The organism is Agrobacterium sp. P15N1-A (assembly GCF_044626815.1).
Classification (GTDB): Bacteria; Pseudomonadota; Alphaproteobacteria; order Rhizobiales; family Rhizobiaceae; genus Agrobacterium; species Agrobacterium leguminum.
On sequence record NZ_JBIUPF010000008.1, the window covers coordinates 249,681 to 272,338 of the forward strand.

The 22,658-nt window shown below is 58.5% G+C and carries 22 protein-coding genes and 2 pseudogenes; 7 read left to right on the top strand and 17 right to left on the bottom strand.

The window, feature by feature from the left end; translation table 11 throughout:
• Positions 1-21 precede the first annotated feature (21 nt).
• Positions 22-942, bottom strand: coding sequence for a GntR family transcriptional regulator (locus ACIK7D_RS24120; protein WP_400157638.1), 921 nt, complete (start codon positions 940-942; stop codon positions 22-24).
• 119 nt (positions 943-1,061) lie between these two features.
• On the bottom strand, positions 1,062-1,835 hold the full coding sequence (gene tam, locus ACIK7D_RS24125) for a trans-aconitate 2-methyltransferase (protein WP_400157639.1): 774 nt from the start codon (positions 1,833-1,835) through the stop codon (positions 1,062-1,064).
• 195 nt (positions 1,836-2,030) lie between these two features.
• Between tam and ACIK7D_RS24130 the strand changes: the two genes are divergently transcribed.
• The 3 genes from ACIK7D_RS24130 to ACIK7D_RS24140 are packed head-to-tail and all read left to right on the top strand — an operon-like array spanning position 2,031 to position 3,798.
• Entirely contained in the window at positions 2,031-2,438 is a 408-nt protein-coding gene (locus ACIK7D_RS24130) for a cupin domain-containing protein (RefSeq protein ID WP_400157640.1), read from the top strand.
• The gene (locus ACIK7D_RS24135; protein ID WP_400157641.1) at positions 2,435-2,755 is read left to right on the top strand and encodes an antibiotic biosynthesis monooxygenase family protein; all 321 of its coding nucleotides are present in this window, start codon (positions 2,435-2,437) and stop codon (positions 2,753-2,755) included. The genes ACIK7D_RS24130 and ACIK7D_RS24135 overlap by 4 nt, the downstream gene beginning before the upstream one ends.
• Positions 2,752-3,798: an AbrB family transcriptional regulator gene (locus tag ACIK7D_RS24140; RefSeq protein WP_400157642.1), complete on the top strand. Its 1,047-nt coding sequence runs from the start codon at positions 2,752-2,754 to the stop codon at positions 3,796-3,798. The genes ACIK7D_RS24135 and ACIK7D_RS24140 overlap by 4 nt, the downstream gene beginning before the upstream one ends.
• A 52-nt stretch (positions 3,799-3,850) precedes the next feature.
• On the opposite strand, the gene ACIK7D_RS24145 is transcribed toward ACIK7D_RS24140, so the two are convergent.
• From ACIK7D_RS24145 to ACIK7D_RS24195, 11 genes are all read right to left on the bottom strand, one after another.
• Positions 3,851-5,683 (bottom strand): methyl-accepting chemotaxis protein, encoded by a 1,833-nt coding sequence (locus tag ACIK7D_RS24145; RefSeq protein WP_400157643.1) that lies wholly within the window; start codon positions 5,681-5,683, stop codon positions 3,851-3,853.
• A gap of 337 nt (positions 5,684-6,020) precedes the next feature.
• Positions 6,021-6,776, bottom strand: a complete 756-nt coding sequence (locus ACIK7D_RS24150; RefSeq protein WP_400157705.1) for an SDR family NAD(P)-dependent oxidoreductase — start codon at positions 6,774-6,776, stop codon at positions 6,021-6,023.
• Between the two features lie 13 nt (positions 6,777-6,789).
• The gene (locus ACIK7D_RS24155; RefSeq protein WP_400157644.1) at positions 6,790-7,548 is read right to left on the bottom strand and encodes an SDR family NAD(P)-dependent oxidoreductase; all 759 of its coding nucleotides are present in this window, start codon (positions 7,546-7,548) and stop codon (positions 6,790-6,792) included.
• Positions 7,549-7,557: 9 nt separating this feature from the next.
• Positions 7,558-8,592 carry a proline racemase family protein gene (locus ACIK7D_RS24160; RefSeq protein WP_400157645.1) on the bottom strand — a complete coding sequence of 345 codons (1,035 nt, stop codon included), beginning with the start codon at positions 8,590-8,592 and terminating at the stop codon, positions 7,558-7,560.
• Positions 8,593-8,603: 11 nt separating this feature from the next.
• Positions 8,604-10,079 (bottom strand): aldehyde dehydrogenase family protein, encoded by a 1,476-nt coding sequence (locus tag ACIK7D_RS24165; RefSeq protein ID WP_400157646.1) that lies wholly within the window; start codon positions 10,077-10,079, stop codon positions 8,604-8,606.
• A 33-nt stretch (positions 10,080-10,112) separates the two neighbouring features.
• Positions 10,113-11,351 (bottom strand): NAD(P)/FAD-dependent oxidoreductase, encoded by a 1,239-nt coding sequence (locus ACIK7D_RS24170; protein WP_400157647.1) that lies wholly within the window; start codon positions 11,349-11,351, stop codon positions 10,113-10,115.
• A 58-nt stretch (positions 11,352-11,409) separates the two neighbouring features.
• Entirely contained in the window at positions 11,410-12,288 is an 879-nt protein-coding gene (gene dapA, locus ACIK7D_RS24175) for a 4-hydroxy-tetrahydrodipicolinate synthase (RefSeq protein ID WP_400157648.1), read from the bottom strand.
• A gap of 23 nt (positions 12,289-12,311) precedes the next feature.
• Positions 12,312-12,977: an amino acid ABC transporter permease gene (locus tag ACIK7D_RS24180; RefSeq protein WP_400157649.1), complete on the bottom strand. Its 666-nt coding sequence runs from the start codon at positions 12,975-12,977 to the stop codon at positions 12,312-12,314.
• Positions 12,978-12,987: 10 nt separating this feature from the next.
• Positions 12,988-13,650 (bottom strand): amino acid ABC transporter permease, encoded by a 663-nt coding sequence (locus ACIK7D_RS24185; protein ID WP_400157650.1) that lies wholly within the window; start codon positions 13,648-13,650, stop codon positions 12,988-12,990.
• A gap of 10 nt (positions 13,651-13,660) precedes the next feature.
• Entirely contained in the window at positions 13,661-14,443 is a 783-nt protein-coding gene (locus ACIK7D_RS24190; RefSeq protein WP_400157651.1) for an amino acid ABC transporter ATP-binding protein, read from the bottom strand.
• Between the two features lie 67 nt (positions 14,444-14,510).
• A complete protein-coding gene (locus ACIK7D_RS24195) occupies positions 14,511-15,344 on the bottom strand; it encodes a substrate-binding periplasmic protein (protein WP_400157652.1) in 834 nt (277 codons plus the stop codon).
• 199 nt (positions 15,345-15,543) lie between these two features.
• Here ACIK7D_RS24195 and ACIK7D_RS24200 point away from each other — a divergent pair, with 199 nt between their 5' ends.
• A complete protein-coding gene (locus tag ACIK7D_RS24200) occupies positions 15,544-16,263 on the top strand; it encodes a GntR family transcriptional regulator (protein ID WP_400157653.1) in 720 nt (239 codons plus the stop codon).
• Positions 16,264-16,302: 39 nt separating this feature from the next.
• Here ACIK7D_RS24200 and ACIK7D_RS24205 read toward each other — a convergent pair.
• The 4 genes and pseudogenes from ACIK7D_RS24205 to ACIK7D_RS24220 form a co-directional block, all read right to left on the bottom strand.
• A pseudogene (locus ACIK7D_RS24205) lies at positions 16,303-16,512 on the bottom strand (cupin domain-containing protein); the annotation flags it as partial.
• A 547-nt stretch (positions 16,513-17,059) separates the two neighbouring features.
• The gene (locus tag ACIK7D_RS24210; RefSeq protein WP_400157654.1) at positions 17,060-17,593 is read right to left on the bottom strand and encodes a L,D-transpeptidase; all 534 of its coding nucleotides are present in this window, start codon (positions 17,591-17,593) and stop codon (positions 17,060-17,062) included.
• A gap of 260 nt (positions 17,594-17,853) precedes the next feature.
• Positions 17,854-19,212 (bottom strand): ATP-binding protein, encoded by a 1,359-nt coding sequence (locus ACIK7D_RS24215; RefSeq protein WP_400157655.1) that lies wholly within the window; start codon positions 19,210-19,212, stop codon positions 17,854-17,856.
• Positions 19,212-19,871, bottom strand: a complete 660-nt coding sequence (locus ACIK7D_RS24220; protein ID WP_400157656.1) for a response regulator — start codon at positions 19,869-19,871, stop codon at positions 19,212-19,214. Before ACIK7D_RS24220 ends, ACIK7D_RS24215 begins: the two co-directional genes overlap by 1 nt.
• Before the next feature lie 115 nt (positions 19,872-19,986).
• Between ACIK7D_RS24220 and dsbD the strand changes: the two genes are divergently transcribed.
• The 3 genes and pseudogenes from dsbD to ACIK7D_RS24235 all read left to right on the top strand — a co-directional run bounded on the left by dsbD (position 19,987) and on the right by ACIK7D_RS24235 (position 22,620).
• A complete protein-coding gene (gene dsbD, locus ACIK7D_RS24225) occupies positions 19,987-21,807 on the top strand; it encodes a protein-disulfide reductase DsbD (protein ID WP_400157657.1) in 1,821 nt (606 codons plus the stop codon).
• Positions 21,804-22,349 (top strand): annotated as a pseudogene (locus ACIK7D_RS24230) (prolipoprotein diacylglyceryl transferase family protein); the annotation flags it as partial. The gene dsbD and the pseudogene ACIK7D_RS24230, both read left to right, overlap by 4 nt.
• Before the next feature lie 28 nt (positions 22,350-22,377).
• Positions 22,378-22,620: a TlpA family protein disulfide reductase gene (locus ACIK7D_RS24235; RefSeq protein WP_400157709.1), complete on the top strand. Its 243-nt coding sequence runs from the start codon at positions 22,378-22,380 to the stop codon at positions 22,618-22,620.
• Positions 22,621-22,658 lie beyond the last annotated feature (38 nt).

Here is a 22,658-nt window from a genome sequence, read left to right on the forward strand (position 1 = left end):
GCTAAAATGCAATCGAAAAATTCACTCGGATTGCTTTTCCTGGGAATGCTGGGACCAAGACCATGTAATTGGGGACTTTTTCGACAGGGCGCCGCCGAGGTGCCGGCGCATAGCAAAGGAGGCTTCGACGATCTCGCCCTGCTGCAAGAGATCCAGAATCGCGAGATGCTCCTGGCACTGGCGCACGGTGCGGCTGCGATCGACCCGCGACCGATATTCGAGCAGGCGCCGCATGCGGTTCACGCGAACCAGCGACAGGTGGAAGAACGGGTTATTGGACATCTTGATCAGCTCTTCGTGAAAGAGCGCACCGTTGTGCAAAAGCCGCTCGGCTGGAAGCCGCTCGATGTCAGTCTCTAACATCCGTGTCTGAATGCGCCGCTGCTCATCAATGATCGCGCGATCGAGCCGGAACTCCGGCTCAAGCATCGCCGCGGGCTCGATGAGCATGCGGAACCGATAAATTTGCTCGAAAGCTTCCACAGTTTTGGCAACGGGAAGAAAGCGCCAACCGTAACCCTGCTTGCGTTCGGCCCAGCCTTCACGAGCAGCTCGCATGAGGATGTCGTTCAACTGGGCTTTGGTCAGCTTGTAACGCTCACGCAGCATCAATTCCGTGACCTCAGCGGGAATTTTGTCCGTAAGCCAGTCCTCGGCCAGACGCTGGTAATCGTTAGCGACTTCAAACGGCTGTGCCTCATCGCTTACAGGCTCTACAATGCCAACGGTCGATTCCTTGACGAAGAAGCCACGGTTTTCCTTGAGTTCGACCAGTCCTTGATCCGAGAGAATTTGAAATGCGTCCCTGACCGGCTGTCGGGAGACGCCGAAGCGGTCGGCAATATGCTGAGCTCGAAGGTGTTCTCCGGCCCCAATCTCCCCTGAGGTGACAAGGAGAGTAATTTCATTTGCGATCGTTTGTGCAAGCGGACTGGCGGCCATATCATACCTTAAACGAGAGAGCGGGTGCGCTCGAAATGACAGATATTACCGTAAAACGGTCCGTCAGGAAAACCGCCGACCTCCTGGTTTTGCAGAAACTGGTCGGAAAAAACCAATTTCTATTTCGTCGCCACGATGAACAATCGAGGGAACGGAAGGAGGACAGATCCGTCAGCGGCTTCGACATAGTGCTGAGAGAGAAGTTGGCGGTAAACTTCGAGGAACGCGCTCTGCTCAACCCCATCCAACCTGGACAGGTACGGCAAGAGGCCGGTGCTCTTGAACCATTCAACAATTCCGTCCAGGTTTGCGAGTGGATGAAAGTACGTCGTTTGCCATACATCCACTCGACGGCAAGACGCCTTCAACGTCTCATAGTATGTCGAGGCCGTCTCGATGGGTGTCCTGTCGCCGTCCGCACTCGCAAGACGGTCCTTCCAGCGGGGATCTTGCGCAACCCGGCGCATGCAAACATGCGTTTGCTCATCAAGATTGTCCGGCATTTGAACTGCAAATATCCCTCCTGACGAGAGATATGACGCCAGCCGCGGGAACAACGACCTGTGATTGGGCACCCATTGCAAAACCGCATTGGCGAAAAGCAAATCGGGAGTTGAAGCAGGCTGCCAGTCTTCGATGTCGGCAACCTCGAAACTGACATTCGGCAAGCGCTTTTTCGCGGCTTCGATCATGGTTGGAGACGAGTCGATGCCGCTCACCTGCGCAGTGGAAAACCTTTCCACTAGCAATTCTGTGGAGTTTCCAGGTCCGCAGCCAATATCCACGACGGACGAACAATTCGCATGCGGCACACGCGCCAACAGGTCTGAGGCCGGCCGCGTCCTGTGATCCTCGAATTTCAAATATTGCGCTGGTGACCACTCGGCTTGCATGGCGTTTTCCTCTTGACAATCGAATGCATATTGCATTTTAAGTCGCTTAAATCCAACAAATTTTTGGCTGCGCCATGAGCGCATTGATCCGGCTGTTGGGGCTCCGCGCGATCTCACGGCAATCCTCGGGCCTTCATCAGAACCGTGCGCTATGGCGGAGACAGCCATAAGTGTCCGATTGAAAAGGAGCGTAGAATGACAGGACAGCCCGCCATCCTGAGACCGGCGAACCTGAAGACCAACGACCGCGGAGGCGGTGCCCGCACCACGCCACTCGTGACCCGCAAATGCGGCTCGACGAGCATGATCAACGGCATCACGGCGTTCGATCCCGGGGCCTCGATCGGCCTGCACAAACACAATTGCGAAGAGAGCGTCATGGTGCTCGATGGCCACGCGATCGCCGAGATAGACGGCGTGCGCTATCCACTCGGCCCAAACGACACGACCTGGATACCGGCCAACATTCCCCATCGCTTCATCAATGCCTCTGAGAGTGAGCCCATGCGGATCTTCTGGATCTACGCTTCAATCGACGCGACCCGCACGATGATCGCAACGGGCGAAGAACGCGCTATCGATGCCGAACACAAGGCCTTATGACCATGATCCTTGAAGTTGCCGAGATCACCATAAAGACTGGCGATGAAGCCGCATTCGAGGCTGGAGCGGCAAAAGCCTTCCCGCTGTTCCTGCGCGCCAAGGGCTGCCACGGCGTAAAGCTGCATCGCGTGATCGAGCATGCCGGGGTCTATCGGCTTCTGGTGAACTGGGAAACCATCGACAACCACATGGTCGATTTCAGGAACTCGGATGACTTCCAGGCATGGCGCCGGCTTGTCAGCCCCTATTTCGACGGGCCGCCCAAGGTGACCCATTCGCAGGATGTGATGAACAGCGACGCCGGCCTCCCCAAATGACCCTTCCGGCAATCGGCAAGCTCGCCTTGACACTTTTGATCGGCGCTCTTGGCGGCTGGATCATGTGGCGTTTGCATATGCCGCTGGCCTGGCTGCTCGGAGCGATGATTGCCTGTGGACTGGCCGCGCTGCTTGGTCTGCCGCTGGCTTTGCCGCCGTTCGTCAGGCCGCGGATGACGGCAACCATTGGCGTGATGCTAGGCGCCTCCTTTTCGCCGTCGGTCTTCGACCATGTCGGCGTGTGGATTGTGTCGTTGCTCGGCCTCTCGGTGTTTATCGCGGCGGCCGGGGCGGCCGCCTATATCTATTTCCGGAAGATTGCGGGCTTCGATCATCCCACTGCCTTTTTCTCGGCCATGCCCGGCGGGCTCGTCGAGATGGTGACGCTCGGCGCGGAGCGTGGCGGCGACGAGCGGATGATCTCGCTGATCCATGCTGCCCGCATCTTCCTCGTCGTTCTCTGCCTCCCCTTCATAATCCAGTTTGTGACCGGCCATGTGATCTCGCGCAGCGGCTCAAGCTTCGTTCCTCTTTCGAGCGTGGAGTTGCCGGACCTCCTATGGTTCCTTGCCGCCATGGCGATCGGCGTAGCCGCCGGCACGCTGCTGAGATTTCCGGCACGTTACTTGATGGGTCCGATGGCGGTCTCGGCGGCGCTGCATTACTTCGGCGTTACGGATTTCCAGCTCCCGAGCGTCATCCTCGGCGCCGCGCAGGTGGTGATCGGCGCGACAGTCGGCTGCCGGTTCGTGAAAACACCGCCAAACCTGATCGTGCGTGTCATTGGCCTTTCGATCGGGTCGACAGCGCTGTTGCTCTGCATATCGCTGGCCTTCGCCTTCCTGATCGCGCTATGGACCGGAGACCGCTTCATCGGCCTAGTGCTCGCCTATTCTCCGGGCGGCGTTGCCGAGATGAGCCTGATCGCGCTGTCCCTCGGCATAGAGGTTCCTTTCGTGGTCCTCCACCACCTCGTCCGCGTCTTCCTCGTCGTTGCGGGATCAGCTGCGGTATTCAAGCTGTCGCCATCGCGCTCCGCATGAAGTCCCCGAATTCGGCCGCGCCTCGATCATTGACGCAGCCGAATGTTTGCGGTCACGCAACTCTCAACGCCACCACGTTATTCTCTTGGTGCTGCCCATCGTTGACGTGGAACTGACTGAGGAGGTCGTTTAATGCTCTGATGTCCCCTGAAAGGGCATGGCTTGCAGCCGTCGATTCTTCCACCATGGCGGCGTTTCGTTGTGTCGTTTGGTCGATCGTTCCAATCGCTCCACTGATTTCCTGCAGTCCAACCAACTGCTCTCTGGCGGAAGATGCGATCGAGCGAACGCGGGTATTGATCTCTTCCACGTGACCGACAATTGCGCGAAGGGTTAGACCGGTTTCACCGACAAGGTCGACACCGCTCCTCACCTGCTCGCCAGAGGTCGTTATCAGCGCTTTGATCTCTCTGGCAGCCTGGGCGGAGCGTTGCGCAAGCTCGCGAACCTCTTGGGCTACAACAGCAAAACCCTTTCCGGCTTCGCCGGCGCGGGCAGCCTCCACCCCGGCATTCAATGCCAGCAAATTGGTCTGAAATGCAATCTCATCGATCACACCGATGATGTTGCCGATTTCCCCTGACGAGCTTTCAATTGCGCGCATGGCGGTCACCGCTCGGTCAACGACAGTTCCAGACGTTTGCGCGGCATCGCGCGCCTGTTGGACAAGCGTCTCTGCTTCCTGCGCTCGGGAGGTGGCATCGCGCGTCGTTGTCGTGATCTCTTCGAGCGCAGCGGCGGTCTCTTCGACCGATGCTGCCTGCTGTTCTGTCCTGTGCGCTAGGTCATCGGCGGCAGAGCGAATTTCCATGGCGCTTGCTTCGATCGAGCGACCGTTCTGCGCGACTGCCTTCAGCATTTCTTCGAGATTTTCAGATGCGGCGTTGAAATCGTGGCGGATACGATCGAGGTTCCCAGAAAATGGCTCTTCGATACGGTGCGTGATATCTCCCTGCGCAAGTCTCGAAAGCGCATCAGCGACAGCCGAAATGGCGCGATCAGTCTCATTTGACAGCCTTGCCTTCTCCGCCTCCCGCACGTTACGTTCGCTCTCTGAGAGGGCCTGTTGCACGCCTGCAGATTCCTCCAGCTCAACGCGGCGCCGCGCATTTTCGCGGAAGATGAGCACGCTTTGAGCCATCGTGCCGATCTCGTCACGTCTGCTGCTCTCCTCAATCTCGACCGCAAGGTCGCCGTCAGCCAGCTTGGCCATTTTCGAGCGAAGACGGGCAATCGGTGTGATGATCCACACCGACGCGAGCACCATCGACAATGCAATGGTCGCGATAATCGCCAAGGCAAGGATCAAAGCGCTCGTGTAGATGGTGGTCATGTTCCGCTTCGACAGCGAAGATACACTCTGTGCAATATTTGCCTCCATCGTGTCATTCCACTCTCTCAGGTTGGTCGAGAGTTCATCGATTGCCGGATCGGCTGCCGCGAGGACGGCAAGCGCATTCATGTCGCGGTTGCCTTTTGCGGCGACAATAGCCTTGTCGAGAAGAGTTTTGATCTTCTGCGCGCTTCCGATGAACTCGTCCAGTTGACCTCGGCCGTCCGGGTAAGCCTGGGCTGCCTTTTCGAAGCGATCGAACATCCGTTGTGCATTCTTGTCGTAGCTTGACGCCACGTCGCCGAAATCCTTCGCATCTGGCATATAGGCTGTCAGTTGATAGGCCCGGTAAGCGATCGACTGAAGATGCCGCGTCGCCGCCACCACATGCGTGTTGGCTTCAGATTCTCCGGTAATGAATCGAGTGTACTCGGTATCGGCTTCAGCAAATTGCCGGGACGTATAAGCCAGGCTACCTGCAGCCAATAGACTGATCGCAAAGATCATGACTACAATTTTAATTCGGATGCTGGCATTACAGGCGAATGACATCGGTTATCTCCAAAGGTTTTCGTAAAATTGCACTTTTGAGATTAAAAAACCAATAACTGTTAGTGGACAGATTCCTTACGGACGCTCCTCTGGTCAGTCGGAGCGGGACGATCTCGCGACATCGTGAGACGATTGTTTGCCTGAGAGGTTGGCAGGCGCGGAAAAGATCAGCAAATCTGGCTGGTAAGAGATCGTGTAACGCCGCGCCGTCTTACAAGATCAAATTTCGCGACACCTAAGTAAAATCGGCTGAAGTGTTCTGACGGAACAGCACTTCGGTGCATAACGACTGCTGTGGAACCTGCAGGCATGGTGCTGCCGATTGCCTTCGAGTTAATCAGGCAACAGCCTGAGCCCCCGTTATCTCGACAAGCGATCCGCACATGAAAGCGGCCTCGTCCGACGCCAAGAACGCAACGAGTGCGGCGACTTCCTCCGGCTTCCCGATGCGACCGATCGGCACGAGCTTGTCGAGATCGGCGATGGTGCGTCCGGAACGCTTCACGCCTGCTTCCAGCATCGGAGTATGGATCTCACCCGGGCAGATCGCGTTCACGCGGATCTTATCGGGGGCAAAATCGCGGGCAAGGTTTTGCGTGAATGCAGCAACAGCTGCCTTGGTGGTGTTGTAGGCGATGTGGTTCGGCGCGGGATAGAGCCCCCACTGTGAAGCAGTATTGACGATCGCGCCGCCGCCGGCAGCGACCATGAGCGGGAGCGTCGCCCGGCAAAGATGGAACATCGAGTCCAAGTTCACCGTGAAGCTGATATCCCAGTCCTCTTCGCTGAGCGACAGGAGGTTGCCACGACGATTGATACCAGCATTGTTGACGAGGACGTCGATTCTCTTCTCAAGGGCAAAGGAACGCTGGATGAGCTCGGCGCATGCCTGCTTGTTGGATATGTCAGCCGCGATTGCCGCGGCATCACCGCCTTCTGCCTTGACCTGGTCCACCACGTCGTTGCACGCAGCCTCGTTGACGTCAGTGACAACGACGAGCGCACCTTCTGCCGCCAGGCGTCGAGCGATGGCGGATCCGATGCCACCGGCAGCTCCGGTGACAACCGCAACCTTGTCTTCGAAACGCTTCATCATAACTTCTCCCCTACCGAATATAGCTGCCGCCGTTGACGTCCAGCGTGGCACCATTCAGAGAAACCTGAGATGGCCTGAGCACGAACGCAACAAGCTCGGCTACCTCTGCCGGTCCTGCCATTTCGCCGATCGGAATATCGGCGACAGCCGCCGCCTTGCCGTTCGTTTTGATGAAGTCCATCGCCATGTCTGTGCGCACCCAGCCAGGCGCAATGGCGACGGCGGTCACGCCATTTGCGCCAAAGCTTCGCGCGATAGATTTCGTCAGATTGACGAGCGCGGCTTTTGTCGTGCCGTATGGCATTGCATCAGCGGCATAGCCGCGCTGCCCAGCCCGGCTCGCCATGTTGATGATGCGACCGCCACCATGGTCCCTGAAATGCAGAATGGCTTGCTTGCTAAGGTCAGCGGCCGCGAAAAAGTTTATCTGAAACTCACGCTGCCAGGCGGCTCTCCATTCGTCCGATGAGGCATCAATCGATATTTCCGTCCGGATACCGGCATTGTTGACAAGAGCATGCACTCGTCCCGCCGCTTCGATCGCCTTTGACCAAAGCTCGAACGGACCCTGGGCAGACGCTAAGTCACCTTGGATAATGAAACCGTCTCCCCCGATTTCGGCCAACAGGCCCTCGGCGCCCTTCCTGTCGCGTCCGAAGTGAATGATGGGTCGCCCTCCTTCGTCCGCGACCTTTCTGACAATGGCAGCGCCTATGCCACCGGATCCGCCGGTCACTAGAATTGTTTGTCCTTGAAGTGCCCTCTTCATGCCCTCACCTCACTTCAAAAACCCGACCTGCGGCCCCCAGGTATCGGAAAGAGCAAACCCGCTTCTGAATGGATCATCATCCGACACCCGCAGTTCGGTACTGCCATAGACGTAGCCTCTGCCCGTGATCCGTGGAAGCACCGCCTTGCGTCCAGCCACTTCGGTTTCACCTATGGCTTCCGCTTTGAACTCGCCGCCGATGATTGAACGCGATGTCCGGGCATCCCCTACGCTGACGAGACCGCGCGCATGGAGTGTCGCGAGGTTGGCCGAACTTCCGGTGCCGCACGGTGAACGGTCGACGCGGCCGGGCTGAAGGGTCGTGCATGTCCGTACCGCTCCGTCCGTCTCCTGGTCGCGGAACATCACGTAGGCAATCTCGTCGACGCCGGGCAATGTTGGATGAGACACCTTCACCTGCTGCGCGAGTTGGCGCTTCAATTCGATGCCTGCCTCGGCGAGCTCCCGGGCGTTGTCCGGCACGATTTTCAGGCCGACCTGCCCGACATCGACGAGAGCGTAGTAGACCCCGCCAAAGGCGATATCGACCTTGATGCGGCCCCATTGGGAAGTGTCGATCTCGTGATCAAGGAGTTCTGCGAAGCACGGCACGTTATCGAGACTGACGCCTACGCAACGGCCGTCCTCGCAGCGGGCGCGAGCCACGATCAGTCCTGCGGGAGTATCGAGCCTCACCGTCGTTTCCGGTTCGACCATTGGCACACGGCCCGTCTCAAGCAGTGCCGTCACAACGCAGATGCAGTTGCTGCCTGACATCGGATGGGCGCGGTCCGCCTGCAGGACGATGAAGCCTGCATCGGCGTCCGGCCGCGTCGGAACGACAAGGAGGTTCACAGACATCGCTACGTTGGCCCGCGGCTCGAACGTCACGAAGCGCCGGAGGCTGTCGTCGACATTGTTGATGTGGTTCATCTTGTCGAGCATCGTCGCGCCAGGGATTTCCGGAGCGCCACCGACCAGGACGTGGCCGAGTTCGCCCTGGCAATGGACGAGCAGCAGTTCGAGATTGTTTCCGGTCGCCACAGCCGCTGCCCTCACTTGATATACCAGCCCCAAGGCTTGTTGGTGACGTACTTCGTGATCTGCTTGGTCTCGAGGTAGTTATCGAGGCCCCAGCGACCGAGCTCGCGGCCGATGCCCGATTCCTTGTAGCCACCCCACGGAGCCTCCGTGAACGTCGGTTGCGAGCAGTTCACCCATACGATGCCGGCACGGAAGGCAGCTGCCACCCGCTCGGCGCGAACGTCATCCTTGGACATGACCGCAGCACCTAGACCGAAGCGAGAGTCGTTCGATAGCTCGACGGCTTCCTCCTCCGTCTTGAACGCCCTGACGCACACCACCGGGCCGAAGATTTCTTCGACCCAGGCATCGCTATCGAGCGGAACGTCTGTCAGGACCGTCGGCTGCAGGTAGTAACCCTTGTCGAATCCTTCAGGACGCTCGCCGCCGCATGCAACGGTGGCACCAGCCTTTTGCGCGCTTTCGATCGCAGCGACCACGTTCTCGTGCTGTTTCTTCGAGACGAGCGGCCCAAGAAGAACACCCTCTTCGAGGCCGTCGCCGATCTTGATCTTGTTGGTCTCTTCAACGAGGCGAGCGAGGAACCGATCATAAATGGTGTCCTGGACGAGCACGCGCGATGTGCCCGAGCAAACCTGGCCTTGGTTCCAGAAAATGCCGAACATCACCCATTCGACGGCCTCGTCGATATCCGCATCCTCGAACACCACGAAAGGAGATTTGCCACCGAGCTCGAGGCTCACGCGCTTGATGTCGCGGGCAGCCGCAGCCATGATTTTCGAGCCGACCGGGCCGGACCCAGTGAAGGCCAGCTTGTCGACGCCCTTGTGATCGATGATCGCCTGGCCCGCAACGGATCCCGATCCCGTCAGGATATTGAGAACGCCGGGCGGAAGACCAGCCTCGTCCACAATTGCGGCAAGTTCCAGCGCCGTCAGCGAGGTAAGCTCGGCTGGCTTGAGGACCATGGTGCAACCAGCTGCAAGCGCCGGAGCCACCTTCCAAGCTGCCATAAGCAAGGGGAAGTTCCACGGTATGATCGCCCCGGCCACGCCAATCGGCTCTTTGACCGCCTTCGAGATGAAACGGTCATCCGGAAGCTCGACGATCTCTTCGGGATTATTGTCGAGCTGCTCAGCGAGCCCAGCGTAGAAATCGAAGCAGCCGGCAGCATCGGCAACGTCCCAATCAGCTTCCGGAAAAGGCTTGCCGTTGTCGAGCACCTCAAGACGGGCGATTTCGGCCTGTCGGGCACGGATCCCGTTCGCGATGGCACGAAGGTACTTGGCTCGCTGCGCACCCATAAGCTTCGGCCAGCCGTCCTTGTCGAACGCACGGCGAGCAGCTTTCACCGCGATGTCGACATCCTCCGCACCAGCCGAAGCAATCTGCTGGATCACCTCCTCGGTTGCCGGATTGATCACGTCGCTGGTGCCGCCTTTTATGGGCTTCACCCACTTGCCGTCGATGTAGAGTTCAGTGCGCATGTTCGTTCTCTTCCTTCGTTGGTCGCAGCCGGATTAGAACCGGTCGACGCGATAGGGTTTCATGTCGACGGGCGGTGTCGCGCCCATGATAAGATCTGTCAGAAGCCGGGCCGTGGTCGCCCCATATGTCAGGCCGAGGTGTCCGTGTCCGGTCGCGTACCAAACGTTGCCACGCTTGGCGGACCTTCCCATGACTGGAACGGTGTCGGGCATTGCCGGACGGTGACCCATCCATTCGGACGTGCCTTCTACCTTTAGCTCGGGAAGAGCCTCCTTGGCGCGCTTCACCAGCACTTTAGCTCGTCGATAATCGGGGGCGGCATCGAGCCCGGCCATCTCCACGGTCCCGCCAACGCGAATTCCGCCGGCGGTTGGAGTGACCATGAATGCACGGGCTGGCCAAATGAGAGAATGGCGCATCGAAACCCCAGGCGCCATGATCTGGGTGTGGTAGCCACGCTCGGTCTCAAGCGGGATCGACTCGCCAAGCATCGACGAAAGCCGCCCGGTAAAGGCACCTGCGGCAAGAACCAACCGGTCCAACCGCAGCGTTCGGCCGTCGCGAAGCCGCACGCTCTTCACGCCAGCGCTGTCATGGTCGAAACCGACGACGTCGCCAGATTCAACGGTTCCACCAAGTTGCCTGAACTGGTCAGCGAGCGCTTGGACAAGCTTGAACGGGTTGGAAATTGATCGGTTGTCCGGGAAGAGAACCGCCTTGCCAATCTTCGTGGTCACGGCAGGTTCCAAGTCTCGGATGGCATTGCCGCCGAGGATCTCATAGCGAAAGCCGAAACGATCGAGGATTTCGATGTGCTCTCGGTCTGCCCGGAATTCCGCCTCATCGGCGTAGACGCTCAGGCATCCCTCGGCAGAAATCATATCCTGCAGCCCTGTCTCAGCAAGCAGAGCGTCGAGGTCCTCGTAGACCCGCTTGCATAGAACCGACCCCGCGGTCTCAAGCTCGCGAAGCCTCGATGGGCGGCTTGCGGCGATAAACCGGAGGAACCAAGGGATCAGTCGTGGCATGTAGGATGGGCGGATACGGACCGGTCCTTCGGGATCAAGCATCCAGCCGGGCATCTGCTTCCAGACGCCGGGGCGCGACGCCGGCATAAATTCGGTGACGGCAATACTTGCCATATTGCCGAAAGACGCGCCCCTCCCCGGCTCGTTCCGGTCGACGAGGACAACGGACTCACCACGGCGCTGGAGGTGGTATGCGATTGCCGTACCGATGATTCCGGCGCCGACGACTACGGTTTGGGCCACGTCAATTCCCCGTCATTATGAAAGGGTCGGGACGCACTTCGCCCCGACGCCAATCGCCTTACCAGTTTAGAATCGGCTGCATCGCAGCCTTGAACTCGGCCTTCTCGTCTGCCGTGAGTTCGCCAAGCGGGGCGCGGCAATTGCCGACTGGCAGACCCTGCAGTTCGCAGCCGAACTTGATTTTCTGAACGAACTTGCCGCTCTCCAGGATGTTCATGGCGCGGTAGAGAACGATCATCTTCTCGCGGGCGGCGTTCAGATCGCCGGAACGGAAGGTTCGGTCGAGATCGACGCATGCCTTGGCCATGCAATTGGCCGGGCCGCAGATCCAGGAGTCGGCACCCCAGAACATGAAGTCGAGCGCGATGTCATCGGAACCCGACACCAGATCGATGCGACCCTTGTAGCGGGCGTGGATGTCAATGGCGCGCTGCAGCGAGCCGGAGCTCTCTTTGATACCGAGGACACGAGGATCGTCGGCGAGTGCGTCCAGAATATCGAAGCCGATCTCCACGCCATCCTTGTAGGGGTAGCTGTAGAGAACAAGGTTCACGTCGGCTTCCTTGAGGACTGTCTGGAAGTGCTTGAGGAGCTCTTCCTGGGTCGGGCGTGTATAGAACGGCGTCGCCAGAAGGACGGTGTCATAGCCAAGCTCTTTGGCCCTGAGCGTGTTTTCGATGACCTCGCGGGTTGCCGGAGCGTTGGTACCAGCGATCAGGATTTCGCCGTTATTGGCGAAGTCCTTCACGAACTTGAGCACTTCGATGCGTTCGTCGTTCGACAGTGCGGAATACTCGCCCGTCGAACCCATCGGAACCCACCCGGTGACGCCTGCGGCACGCATGGCCGTCAGATGCTTTTGGTAGGCTTTAAAGTCGACCTTGCCGTTCGCGTCGAAAGGCGTGATGAGCGCTGGCATGACACCGGAAAGTTTCATAGGAATCTCCTGTAGGATTAGGCTCAGATTGCGAGCTTTTTCAGAATCCGCCCTTCAACGAGCGTGACTGCCCGTGTCAGCGGGAAGGCGATGATGAAGTAAATCAGGGCAACGACTGTCAGGACTTCGACCGGCCTGGCCGTATTGTTGGAAATGTTCTGCCCGACGAACATCAGGTCCGCCATGCCGACCGCCGACACCAGCGCGCTCTCCTTGAACAGGCTGACGCAGTTCGACAGAAGCGTCGGGATCGCCCGCAGGACGGCTTGCGGAAGAATGACGCTGGTGACCTGAACGCTCGAGGGAAGCCCGAGAGCGACGCAGGCATCCCTTTGCTCGGGCCCGATGGACTTCAGGCTCGCCCTAAACGTCTCACTTGTGATTGCACCCATGTAGAGCGTCAGAGCGATGACCCCGGAGGCGAAGTTCGAAAGTTCCACGCCGAGGATCAGAGGAAGGCAAAAGAAAATCCAGAAAAGCTGGATGAGCACAGGCGTGCCCCGGAAAAACTCGACATAGACCCCTGAGATCAGCCGAGGAGCCGTGCTGCGCGAAGTCCTAGCCAATCCGACTAAAAAGCCGAGAGAGCATCCGAGCAGAATACAGACGGCAGTGAGCTGCAGGGTTGTCATCAGACCGAGCAGCAAAGCGTGTTCGAACCGGGCAAGGACGGTAAAATCGAGCGACATCTGGACCTTCCTAGTTTGCGAGCATTTGACGGCGCCGTTCCAGGAACCCGACGATCTGGGTCACGGGGAATGACACGGCGAAGTAGATGAGAGCGACGACCGTGAAGGTCTCAATGGGGCGATAGGTTTCGGTCGCCAGCGACTTCGCCTCGTACATCAGGTCCGCGATGGCAACGATTGCCACGAGCGCGCTCTGCTGGAAAATGACGATGCCGTTGGTCAAAAGCACAGGCACCGAGGCGCGGAATGCGGTCGGGAACACGATGTAGAGAACGCGTTGCCAAGGATTGAGCCCGAGAGCGATCCCAGCGTCCAGCTGTTCCTTGGGAACGGCCTGGATCGACGCGCGATAGGCTTCCGCATTGAAAGCGGTGAGGTTCAGACCCAGCGCCATCACCCCCATGGTAATGGGATCGAGAAAGACGTCGAACAACATCGGCACGCAATAGAAAATCCAGACGATCTGCACGATCGCGGGCGTGCAGCGAAAGAACTCCACGAAGAGCATGAAGGGCATGCGCAGGAGCCGGTAAGGGCTCATTAACAGCAGAGCGAGGCCAAAGCCCGCGACGACGCCTATGATGTTTGCAGCAACCGTCAGCTCAAGCGATACAACCAATCCCCGTAGTAGCGGCGCAAAGGATATGGAGTTGAAGTCGAACGTGTAGTTCATGGCCCCCTCCCTACTGCTTGATGTGAAAGACGCGGTCGATGAATTCCTTGGTGCGCTCCTCCTTTGGAGAACCCAGTACCTGTTCGGGCGGACCATCTTCGACAACGACGCCGCCGGCGCAGAAGATCACGCGCGAGGCGATGTTCTTTGCAAACCACATGTCATGCGTGACAATCATCATCGGCATGCTTTGTGCGGCGAGCTGCATGATGACCTGCTCGACCTCACTGACGAGTTCGGGGTCGAGAGCAGAGGTAACCTCGTCGAAGAGCATCAATTTGGGGTCGAGCATCAAGGCGCGGGCGATAGCGACTCGCTGCTTCTGGCCGCCCGAGAGCTGGGCTGGGTAAGCGTTGGCTTTAGCGCCGAGACCAAAACGCTCGAGTAGAGCCTGCGCTCTGGCCTGTGCCGAAGCCTTCGGCTCGCCGCGAACCTTGCAGGGGGCAAGCATCAGGTTCTGGATCACGCTCAGATGTGGGAACAGCGTGTAGTGCTGGAACACCATGCCGATCGAACGACGGACATTGGTGTCGATGATTGTCTTCTTTCCCGAACCGCTAGAAGAGATGTAGGGCTTGCCATCGAATTGAACGGTGCCGCTGTCGATCTGTTCGAGGCCCATCATGACGCGCAACAGCGTACTCTTTCCGCCGCCGCTCGGACCAATGACAACCACGCGGTCGCCGGGCTTCATCTCGATATCGATGCCCTTAAGTACCTGGATTGCGCCGTTGCCATAGCTTTTGTGCAGCGCCTGCATTTTGACGAGGGGAGGACTGAATGACATGGTCATGGCCGATCTCGGTTTGTCCTGGCAGCGAGAATGGAGCGCCGACGCTTGCCCCGGCGCCCTGCGAAACTCAGTTGGAACCCTTGAGGACCTGATCGACAGCCTTCTTGATCAGCTCATCGACGTGGCCAGTTGCAACTTTCTCTTCGAGGAAGATGTTGACCACTTCGACATCCGCGGCAGACATATTGTGCGGGAGCCCGAAGGACACGCCCTGCTTGGCAAGGGCCGGGGTCGGGTTCAGGGCAACCGCCCAGTCGGGATTGGATTGCGTGAGAAGAAGATTGGTGTCGGAGGCGTCGACAAGGACGTCAGCGCGCTTCGACGTCAAAGCGAGACGGGTTTCGTCATTGCCCGGAAGGCGCATGATGGTCGCGTTCTTGACGGCCGCCGAGATCGCCTTGTCCTGAGCCGTGCCGGACATGACGGCCATGGTTACGCCGGCCTTGTCGAGATCGGCAACAGAAGCTGCCCCTTGCGGAACCTTGGGGTTGTTCTTGTTATAGGCGAGCGAGATCTGGTACTCCATCGCTGGAATGGAAAATTGCACCGCCATGGCGCGCGCCGGTGTACGGTTCAAAGCGAGCGAAACATCCCATTTTCCCGCCTGCAGACCGGCGACGATGTTGTCCCACGTCGTGTCGACAAACTCAGGCTTCACCTTCAGGGTCTCAGCCAGTTCGCGGCACAGGTCGGCGAAGAAACCTGAGTATTCGCCCGTCGCCGGATCGCGCATGATGTAGGGCGGCGCAACTGCAGCACCGCATTTCAGAACACCTGCCTTCTGGACGCCTTGCCAGTAACCTTCGGCAGTCTGGGCGTGCGCAGAAGTGGCGGCCATACCTGCCGCCAGAGCGAGCGCGGGCATTGCCCGCAAGGCGTACGTTATCATCTTCGAGAGCATCGGCATTCCTCTTTGCTGTGCGCGAAGCGCGGTTTGTTCCACTCGTCGGCTTTTACCGATTTTTATCTTTTTGTGTCGGCTTGGTGTCGACTGAGTTTAATTTGTCAACAGCGTGTCGACAAAGTCAAGAGAAAAAACTACATTGCGAGCAGCCAAGTTTTCTGGCCCAATGCCGGACTTGCGAAGGAAAGGGACCTAAGTGTCTGAAGAGAGTGAAATGAAGCGGGTGCGTGGGACCGGCTCGCGAAGCGTGTATGAAAGCCTGAGAAATGAGATCCTCTCGCTCGCGCTTCCACCGGGGCAGCTTCTGGACGAGACGACGCTAGCAGAGCGCTTCAACATGTCCCGTGCTCCGGTGCGTGAAGCTCTTATCCGCCTCGGCTCCGACGAACTGGTCGTCACGCTTTCCAACCGCAGCACGATCGTCGCCCCCATCGAGGTGGCGACTTTCCCGAAATATGTGGAAGCGCTCGACGTCGCTCAACGCATGAACACGCGCCTAGCAGCCGCGCTGCGTACGGACGCCGACCTCAAAGTTATCGCGAAGCGCGACAAGGCGTTCGCCGCCGCGGTCAAGACAGGCAATCACCTTGCTATGTCGGAAGCCAACAAGGAGTTTCACATGGCGATCGCCTACGCGGGCAAGAACCAGTACCTCGCGTCCTTCTACGAAAAACTTCTGTCGCAGGGACAGCGGATGCTTCATCTACATTTTGAGTACCTGGAAAGGACACACGAAGGCTACCTGCTGACCGACGAGCATACCAAGATGTTCGAGGCTGTCCGTGATCGGAACATCGATCTTGCTGACGAGTTGGCGCACGCGCACACGCGGCAATTTCAGGACAACTTCATCAACTTCATGCGCGAGAACTACACGACGGACGTCGCACTCGGGCCTCTGAAGGCAGCCGAATAACGACAGCGCTTTTCATCTGATCTCGTGGACGCCAACCCGTCAGAACGTCGGAGGCGTGCATGCGCTGATGACTTCACACGGTACCGGGCCGACACACCGAAATCGGTAAGGACGCCGGCTTTCGAAGTAGTAGGCGTGTCCGGGTCCTAGGATCCGCCGCTCGTCGGCGACGGTGACTTCCAGCCTGCCCGACAGGACGCCGCCGCCCAGCCGCAGATCGGGCCTGAGGACTTCCTTGCCCGATCGCGCCTAGGCAGGCAGAGCTTCATGCCCCTTCCCTGGATGCTTGCTGCCGCGCTGGCACTTGTGTAGCCGGACTAGCCGCTAGGGCGGAGATCCGATGTCCCGCGCAACGCTTACGAGGGCTATAGCAAGTTTCGGGTGTATGGTGAGCGTGCGGCCGCGTGGAACTATGTTCGGAATAAATTGGACGACTAATTAAAAACTAGGGGGCACATTTGACTGACGAAGTCCGATAACGGCAACGGTTGACATAAGGAAAGCCAAGAACCGTCACTGTCGCTTCTTCGCAACGCGGGTCTCGAACCGGACGTGCCCGTCTTTGACATTGGTGGCGCTGCCTGGAAACTCGTTCACTAACTTGCTAGCGAACAAAAAGATCACGTGACCTTGCTCGATCCGTCATTCAGTGCGCTCGGTCTTTTGGCCGCACGCGCGCCTCTGCTTATGTAAACTGGATCGCATCCGACATAACTGATTGGGTGCCAGACCCCGATAGGATTTCTGGCATGATCGAGCAATGTGAGGCGGATCTGACACGAAGCCGAAACGGACGCTAATTCTTGATAACTATCCGTGCGCCAGGGGCGACGCGTTCGTAAAGATCGATAATATCCTGGTTCAGAAGGCGAATGCAGCCCGCGGATACGGCTTTCCCGATGGAGTTCGGATCGTTCGTGCCGTGGACACGATAGTAGGTGTCTTTGCCGTCCTTGTGCATGTAGAGAGCCCTTGCTCCCATGGGGTTCCCTAGACCACCATCGACACCATCCTTGTGGGGGCCGTAATGCGCAGGGTTTCTCTTGACCATGTCAGGTGTGGGTATCCACCGTGGCCAGACTGCCTTTCTGGCAATCACGGCATCGCCTCCATCGAAGCCGCGAGCGACGGGCCCAACTCCTACGGCATAGCGGATCGCCTTTCCATCCGACTGGACAAGATAAAGGAACCGCTCTGTCTGGTCGACGATGATCGTGCCCGGCTTCTCATCGGTCTCAAAACTTACGATCTGCCTTACGAACTGCGGATTCATTTTCTCCGCGGCAAGTCCCACGACGCGAAATCCGGCGTCAGTTTTCTCGCCGTACATCTGGACCGGATCAGATCCAAGTGATTGGGCAGGTTGGCGACTGACAGGCGTCTCCATGACCCTGGGCGTAGCTCCGGATGTTCGATCATCGTTACTTGCGCATGCAGAGAGGACTAGAGACACGGCGACAGCGATCGACTTGCTTGCGGACGGGGATTTACGAATCACGAGAAGACCTGCGGAAAGGAAGGTTGGTGTCACCTCGCCGATTTGGTCTTCGTACCTTAAGGCGGGCTTAAGGCTACAGAGGCGCCGACTTGTCAGGATCTCGGGAACGACAGGACAACTTTGAATTCGTCTGCGGAGCCGTCGAAAAGCAGATCTCCCCCAAGCTTCCTCATTGCCATATCCACAATTGCGAGACCGAGCCCGCTACCGTCGGCTGAAGACAAGCGACCGCGTTTAAACCGCTCCCGCACGTCTGCCTGATCTACCAAATCTATGCCGGGACCACGATCAATCACTTCGATGTCGAGTGAGGCCTCTCTATCTTGAATTCGCACGTCTACACTAGAGTTCACCGGCGAATACTGAACCGCGTTTTCCATCACATTGCGTAGCGCAAGGCGCAGCAGATTGATGTTTTTCACAGGAATGAGCTCCTCGCGTGGCGCGCTGACCTCGATCGAGATCGATCGCTTGTTTGCCAAACCCTCAAGATCGGCTCGCGTATCCGCCAGAATGGTCGCGAGAGCTGCCATCTGCACGTCATCGCCCCGCTCGGCTGAGTCGACGAAAGCCAGGTCGATAAGCTGCCGAACCAGACGACTGGTTCTATCAACGCTCGTCGAAATTTGGGCCAATGCCTTCTCGCGAACGTCTATTTCGTTACTGCGCAATGCTACCTGCGCCTGCGTCTTTAACCCTGCTAGCGGTGTTTTCAGTTCATGTGCCGCATAGGCAACGAAAGTCTTTTCCCTTTCTCGGGCTGCTTCGACCCGATGGAAAAGCAAGTTCAGAGATTTTAGGAGTGGCTTGATCTCGCTTGGCACATTCTTCTGCTCGATAGCATGCAGTTCCTCGGCCGATCTGGTGCTGATCGACGTTGCAATTCGGTTGAGAGGACCGAGCCCCTGCGCAACGCTTAGCCAGATCAGGAGGGCCAATACCGGGAGAATGGCAACGGCCGGAACGAGTTGCCCTTTGACGACATCCGCCACCAACCTGTCACGGATCTCTACACTGTCCCCCACGAGAACACGAACGTTGAGGCTCTGATTAACGACAGCAAAGACTCTCCATCGGACACCATTCACGATCGTTTCGCTGAACCCATCGCGGTTTTCCGTCAAGGTTTCCATTGGTGCGCTTTCGGATCGGCTGATAAGTTTTCCCTCAAGCGACCAGATCTGGCAGGATAGCTGTCGACGATAGTCGCTCTGTAGTTCGAAGGATTGGGCGACGTCACTTGCCCGGGTGCTGCCGACGGCAGCCGCGACATCGATATGGTGGTCGGTGATCAGAGAACTCACCATTCTCGCCGCTTCAGTCAATCGCGCATCGAGAACCCGCTCAACCTGATGCTGCACACTGGAATATGTCCAGAAGACCGCGAGCAACCAGACGGCTCCAGTTGCCACGAGCAGAATTGCGAACAAGCGCAGACGTATCGAGCGCATCACACCACCCCCAGCCTGTAACCGACACCCCGGACTGTCTCGATGGCACTGCTGCCGAGCTTCGCCCGTAGTTTATGGATGTGCACCTCGATGGTGTTGCTCTCCACGTCCTCCTGCCAGCCATACAGACGCTCCTCCAGGGACTGCTTGGAGTGGATGGCCTGCGGACTTTCCATAAGAGCGTGAAGGATGGAGAACTCGCGGCGCGACAGGCTGACCTCCATACCGTTTCGGCTGACGTGCATCGAAGCCGGATCCAGTGTCAGTCCGCGAACCTGGATCGTCGCACTCGCCCGTCCCCCAGCGCGGCGTGTGATCGCCCTCAGGCGTGCTGCGACCTCATCGAGGTCGAAGGGCTTTCCGAGATAGTCGTCTGCGCCTGCATCCAGACCGTCGATCCTGTCTCCGACTTCATCCTTGGCGGTCAGAAGCAGTACGGGGATGCGGTTGCCTGACCGGCGAATGCTTCTCAGAACATCCAATCCCGAACCATCTGGAAGCATTCTATCAAGGACGACGGCATCGAACCGATCGGTCCTCAGGGCTTCAGTGGCATCAGCGGCCGTCGCCACGCCGTCGGCCACGAAACCACTCAGCTTCAGACCTTCGCTCAAGCCATCAAGCAGAATCGGATCATCCTCTACTATCAGTATTCGCAACCGTGCCTCCACGCATTCTGCTCATCGTCCTACTGCAAACTTCACCTTAAGCCTGCCTTAAGCTGCCTGCCGGATCTCTTCCCACAGGAAACGAGCAGACGAGAGGATATGGAGGATGCGGATAATCGCAATCACGTTTGCGATCTTGGCGATGCTGTCGGCGGTTTCTCCGGCCGCAGCAATCGAAAAGCCACTGGAAATGGATCAGGCCTTCAAGGCAACCGTCGAACGCGAGGGCGACGGCAGAGCAGTAATTCGATGGCAGATCCTGGACGGCTACTATCTCTACCGTGATTATCTGAGTGCCGAGAACGAAGACGGGAGCAGGCTGGATCTGCAGACTATTCCCGGCACGGTGAAGGACGACCCAAACTTCGGCTCCACAGAAATTTATTATTCATCCGCCACCGCGTCGCTGCCCGACGCACCACAGAAATTCCGCGTGACCTACCAGGGTTGCCAGGACAAAGGGCTTTGCTATCCCCCCACCACCAAGACAGTAGATATTAATACACTGTCCATCTCGGATGGCGGGATCTTCTCACAAAGCGGCTTCGCGGCCGCCCAACAAACCTCGACGACATTCTCCGAGATCGATGCCGAAAACGATTTCTCCCTGTCCGACGATCATGCGCAGACCGCTGTCGAGAAGATGCTCGCCGACGGCGGACTGGTCCTGCTGCTTGGCGGCTTTGTCGGGTTCGGCCTGCTCCTCGCCTTCACACCATGTGTTTTCCCGATGTATCCGATCGTTGCCGCCATGCTGACACGTGAAGGCGAACGCCTGACGGCCCGGCGCGGGTTCCTGCTGTCGTCCTCCTACGTGCTGGCGCTCGCAATCGCGTTCGGCCTTTTGGGAATGGCGGCGGCCTGGTCCGGGCATAACCTGCAGATCGCGTTGCAATCGACCTATGCAGTCGGCGCGATCGCCATCCTGTTCGTGATCCTTGCTCTGTCGAACTTCGGCCTGTTCCATATCCAGATCCCCTCCGCGATTTCAGCCCGGTTCGGGAAGACGTCCAGGGGCCAGGGCACGATCGCCGGTGCAATGGCACTGGGCTTCACGTCTGCGCTGCTCATTGGGCCCTGCGTGACCGCGCCGCTGGCCGGCGCACTTCTCTATATCGCTCGTACCGGAGACGTCGTGATCGGCGCCACTGCCCTGTTCGCGCTTGGTCTCGGAAAGGGGATCCCGCTGATCATCATGGCGACGGCCAGCGGGAAAGCCCTACCCCGTGCGGGGATGTGGATGGAGAAGGTGCGGCAGCTCTTCGGCTTCGCCTTTTTGGCGACCGCCTTCTGGATGGCCACACCCCTTGTCCCTGAACAGGTCGCACTGCTCGGCTGGGCGTTGGTTGCTCTTTCTTTCGGGGTGTTTGCCATCAGCGCGGCCACCGCTCACACCCAATCGGGCATGACGGTGGTTGTCCGCACGACCGGGCTGGCCTCCGTCATCTGGGCTGGCCTGCTGTTCGTAGGGCTCGGCCTAGGCGCTACGGATCCACTGGCTCCGCTTAAGCCGCTGACGGGCTCCGGTGGATCCGCAGCAATCGCCTCGATCGACAAGGCAGACTTCGTCAAGGTTTCCTCCCTTGCGGATCTCGGCGAACGCATTGATGGCGCGCCCGGGCACGAGCCAACGCTGCTTTACGTGACGGCGGACTGGTGCGTGACATGCCGCACGATCGAACGTTCGCATTTCACTTCCCCCGAGGTTATCGCGGCTGTGAAGGGATTGAACCTCGTCAGCCTCGACCTGACGAAACTTGATGCCGACAAGCAGGCGACACTCTCAGCTCTCAAGGTCGTCGGCCCGCCGACCATGGTGTTCCTCGATAGTAAGCGCCAAGAGCCTATGGCAACCAGGCTGGTCGGCGAGTTTTCGCCAGACGACCTTGCTGCTTCGGCACGTAAGATTCGAGAGCCCCGCCCGTGAATGCAGTCGCATTTGGCCCGTTCGCGTTCGATGCAGAGCGACTGGCTTCGATCCTCGGGATCATCGCATTTGCCACAGCGGGGACAATACTTGCTCACCTTTGGTCGCCACGGCTAGGCGGATGGACGACTGCCACGATCCTTATCGGGATCATTACCGCTCGCGCGTGGCATGTCGGCGATCACATGGTGAGCTTTGCTGAAGAACCACAGCGTATCCCGGCTGTCTGGCAGGGTGGATTCTCCACCACGGGTGCGCTTGTCGGGATCGCGCTCTGCCTCGTCTGGATTTGCGTCAGGAACCGACCCGATCTTCCCTGGGCAATCCTGACGATAGCAACCGGAATGTTCGTCTGGCTCGCTGTGATGCAGCAGACCTCGCATGGCCCGGACACACCCGCCCCGACCGAGGTCTACCAGACTTACGATGACCAATCGAAAGTCGTCATATCCGAACGCGCCAATCGCACGCTCGTCCTCAACCTGTGGGCCATCTGGTGCCCACCCTGCAGACGGGAGCTGCCGATGATGGTGCAAATCGCCCACGCACACCCTGAAGTGGATTTTATATATGCAAACCAAGGCGAACGGCGAGAGGCAAATCGAACTTTACCTGAAGCGATCAGGGCTCGACCTTGGAACGGTTCTGCTCGATCCGGCCACGTCGCTTTCGAAGCACTATCATGCGGTGGGACTGCCTGCGACTTTGCTGATCCGTGCGGACGGCGGGCTGGATGGTGCGCATCTAGGAGAAATCTCCAAGGAAACGCTGCTGGAGGCAATTTCCGCTCTCAAGAAGAAAGAACAGGACTGAAGGCATGAAGCATACAGCTATCCCCGGGGGCGGGCTAA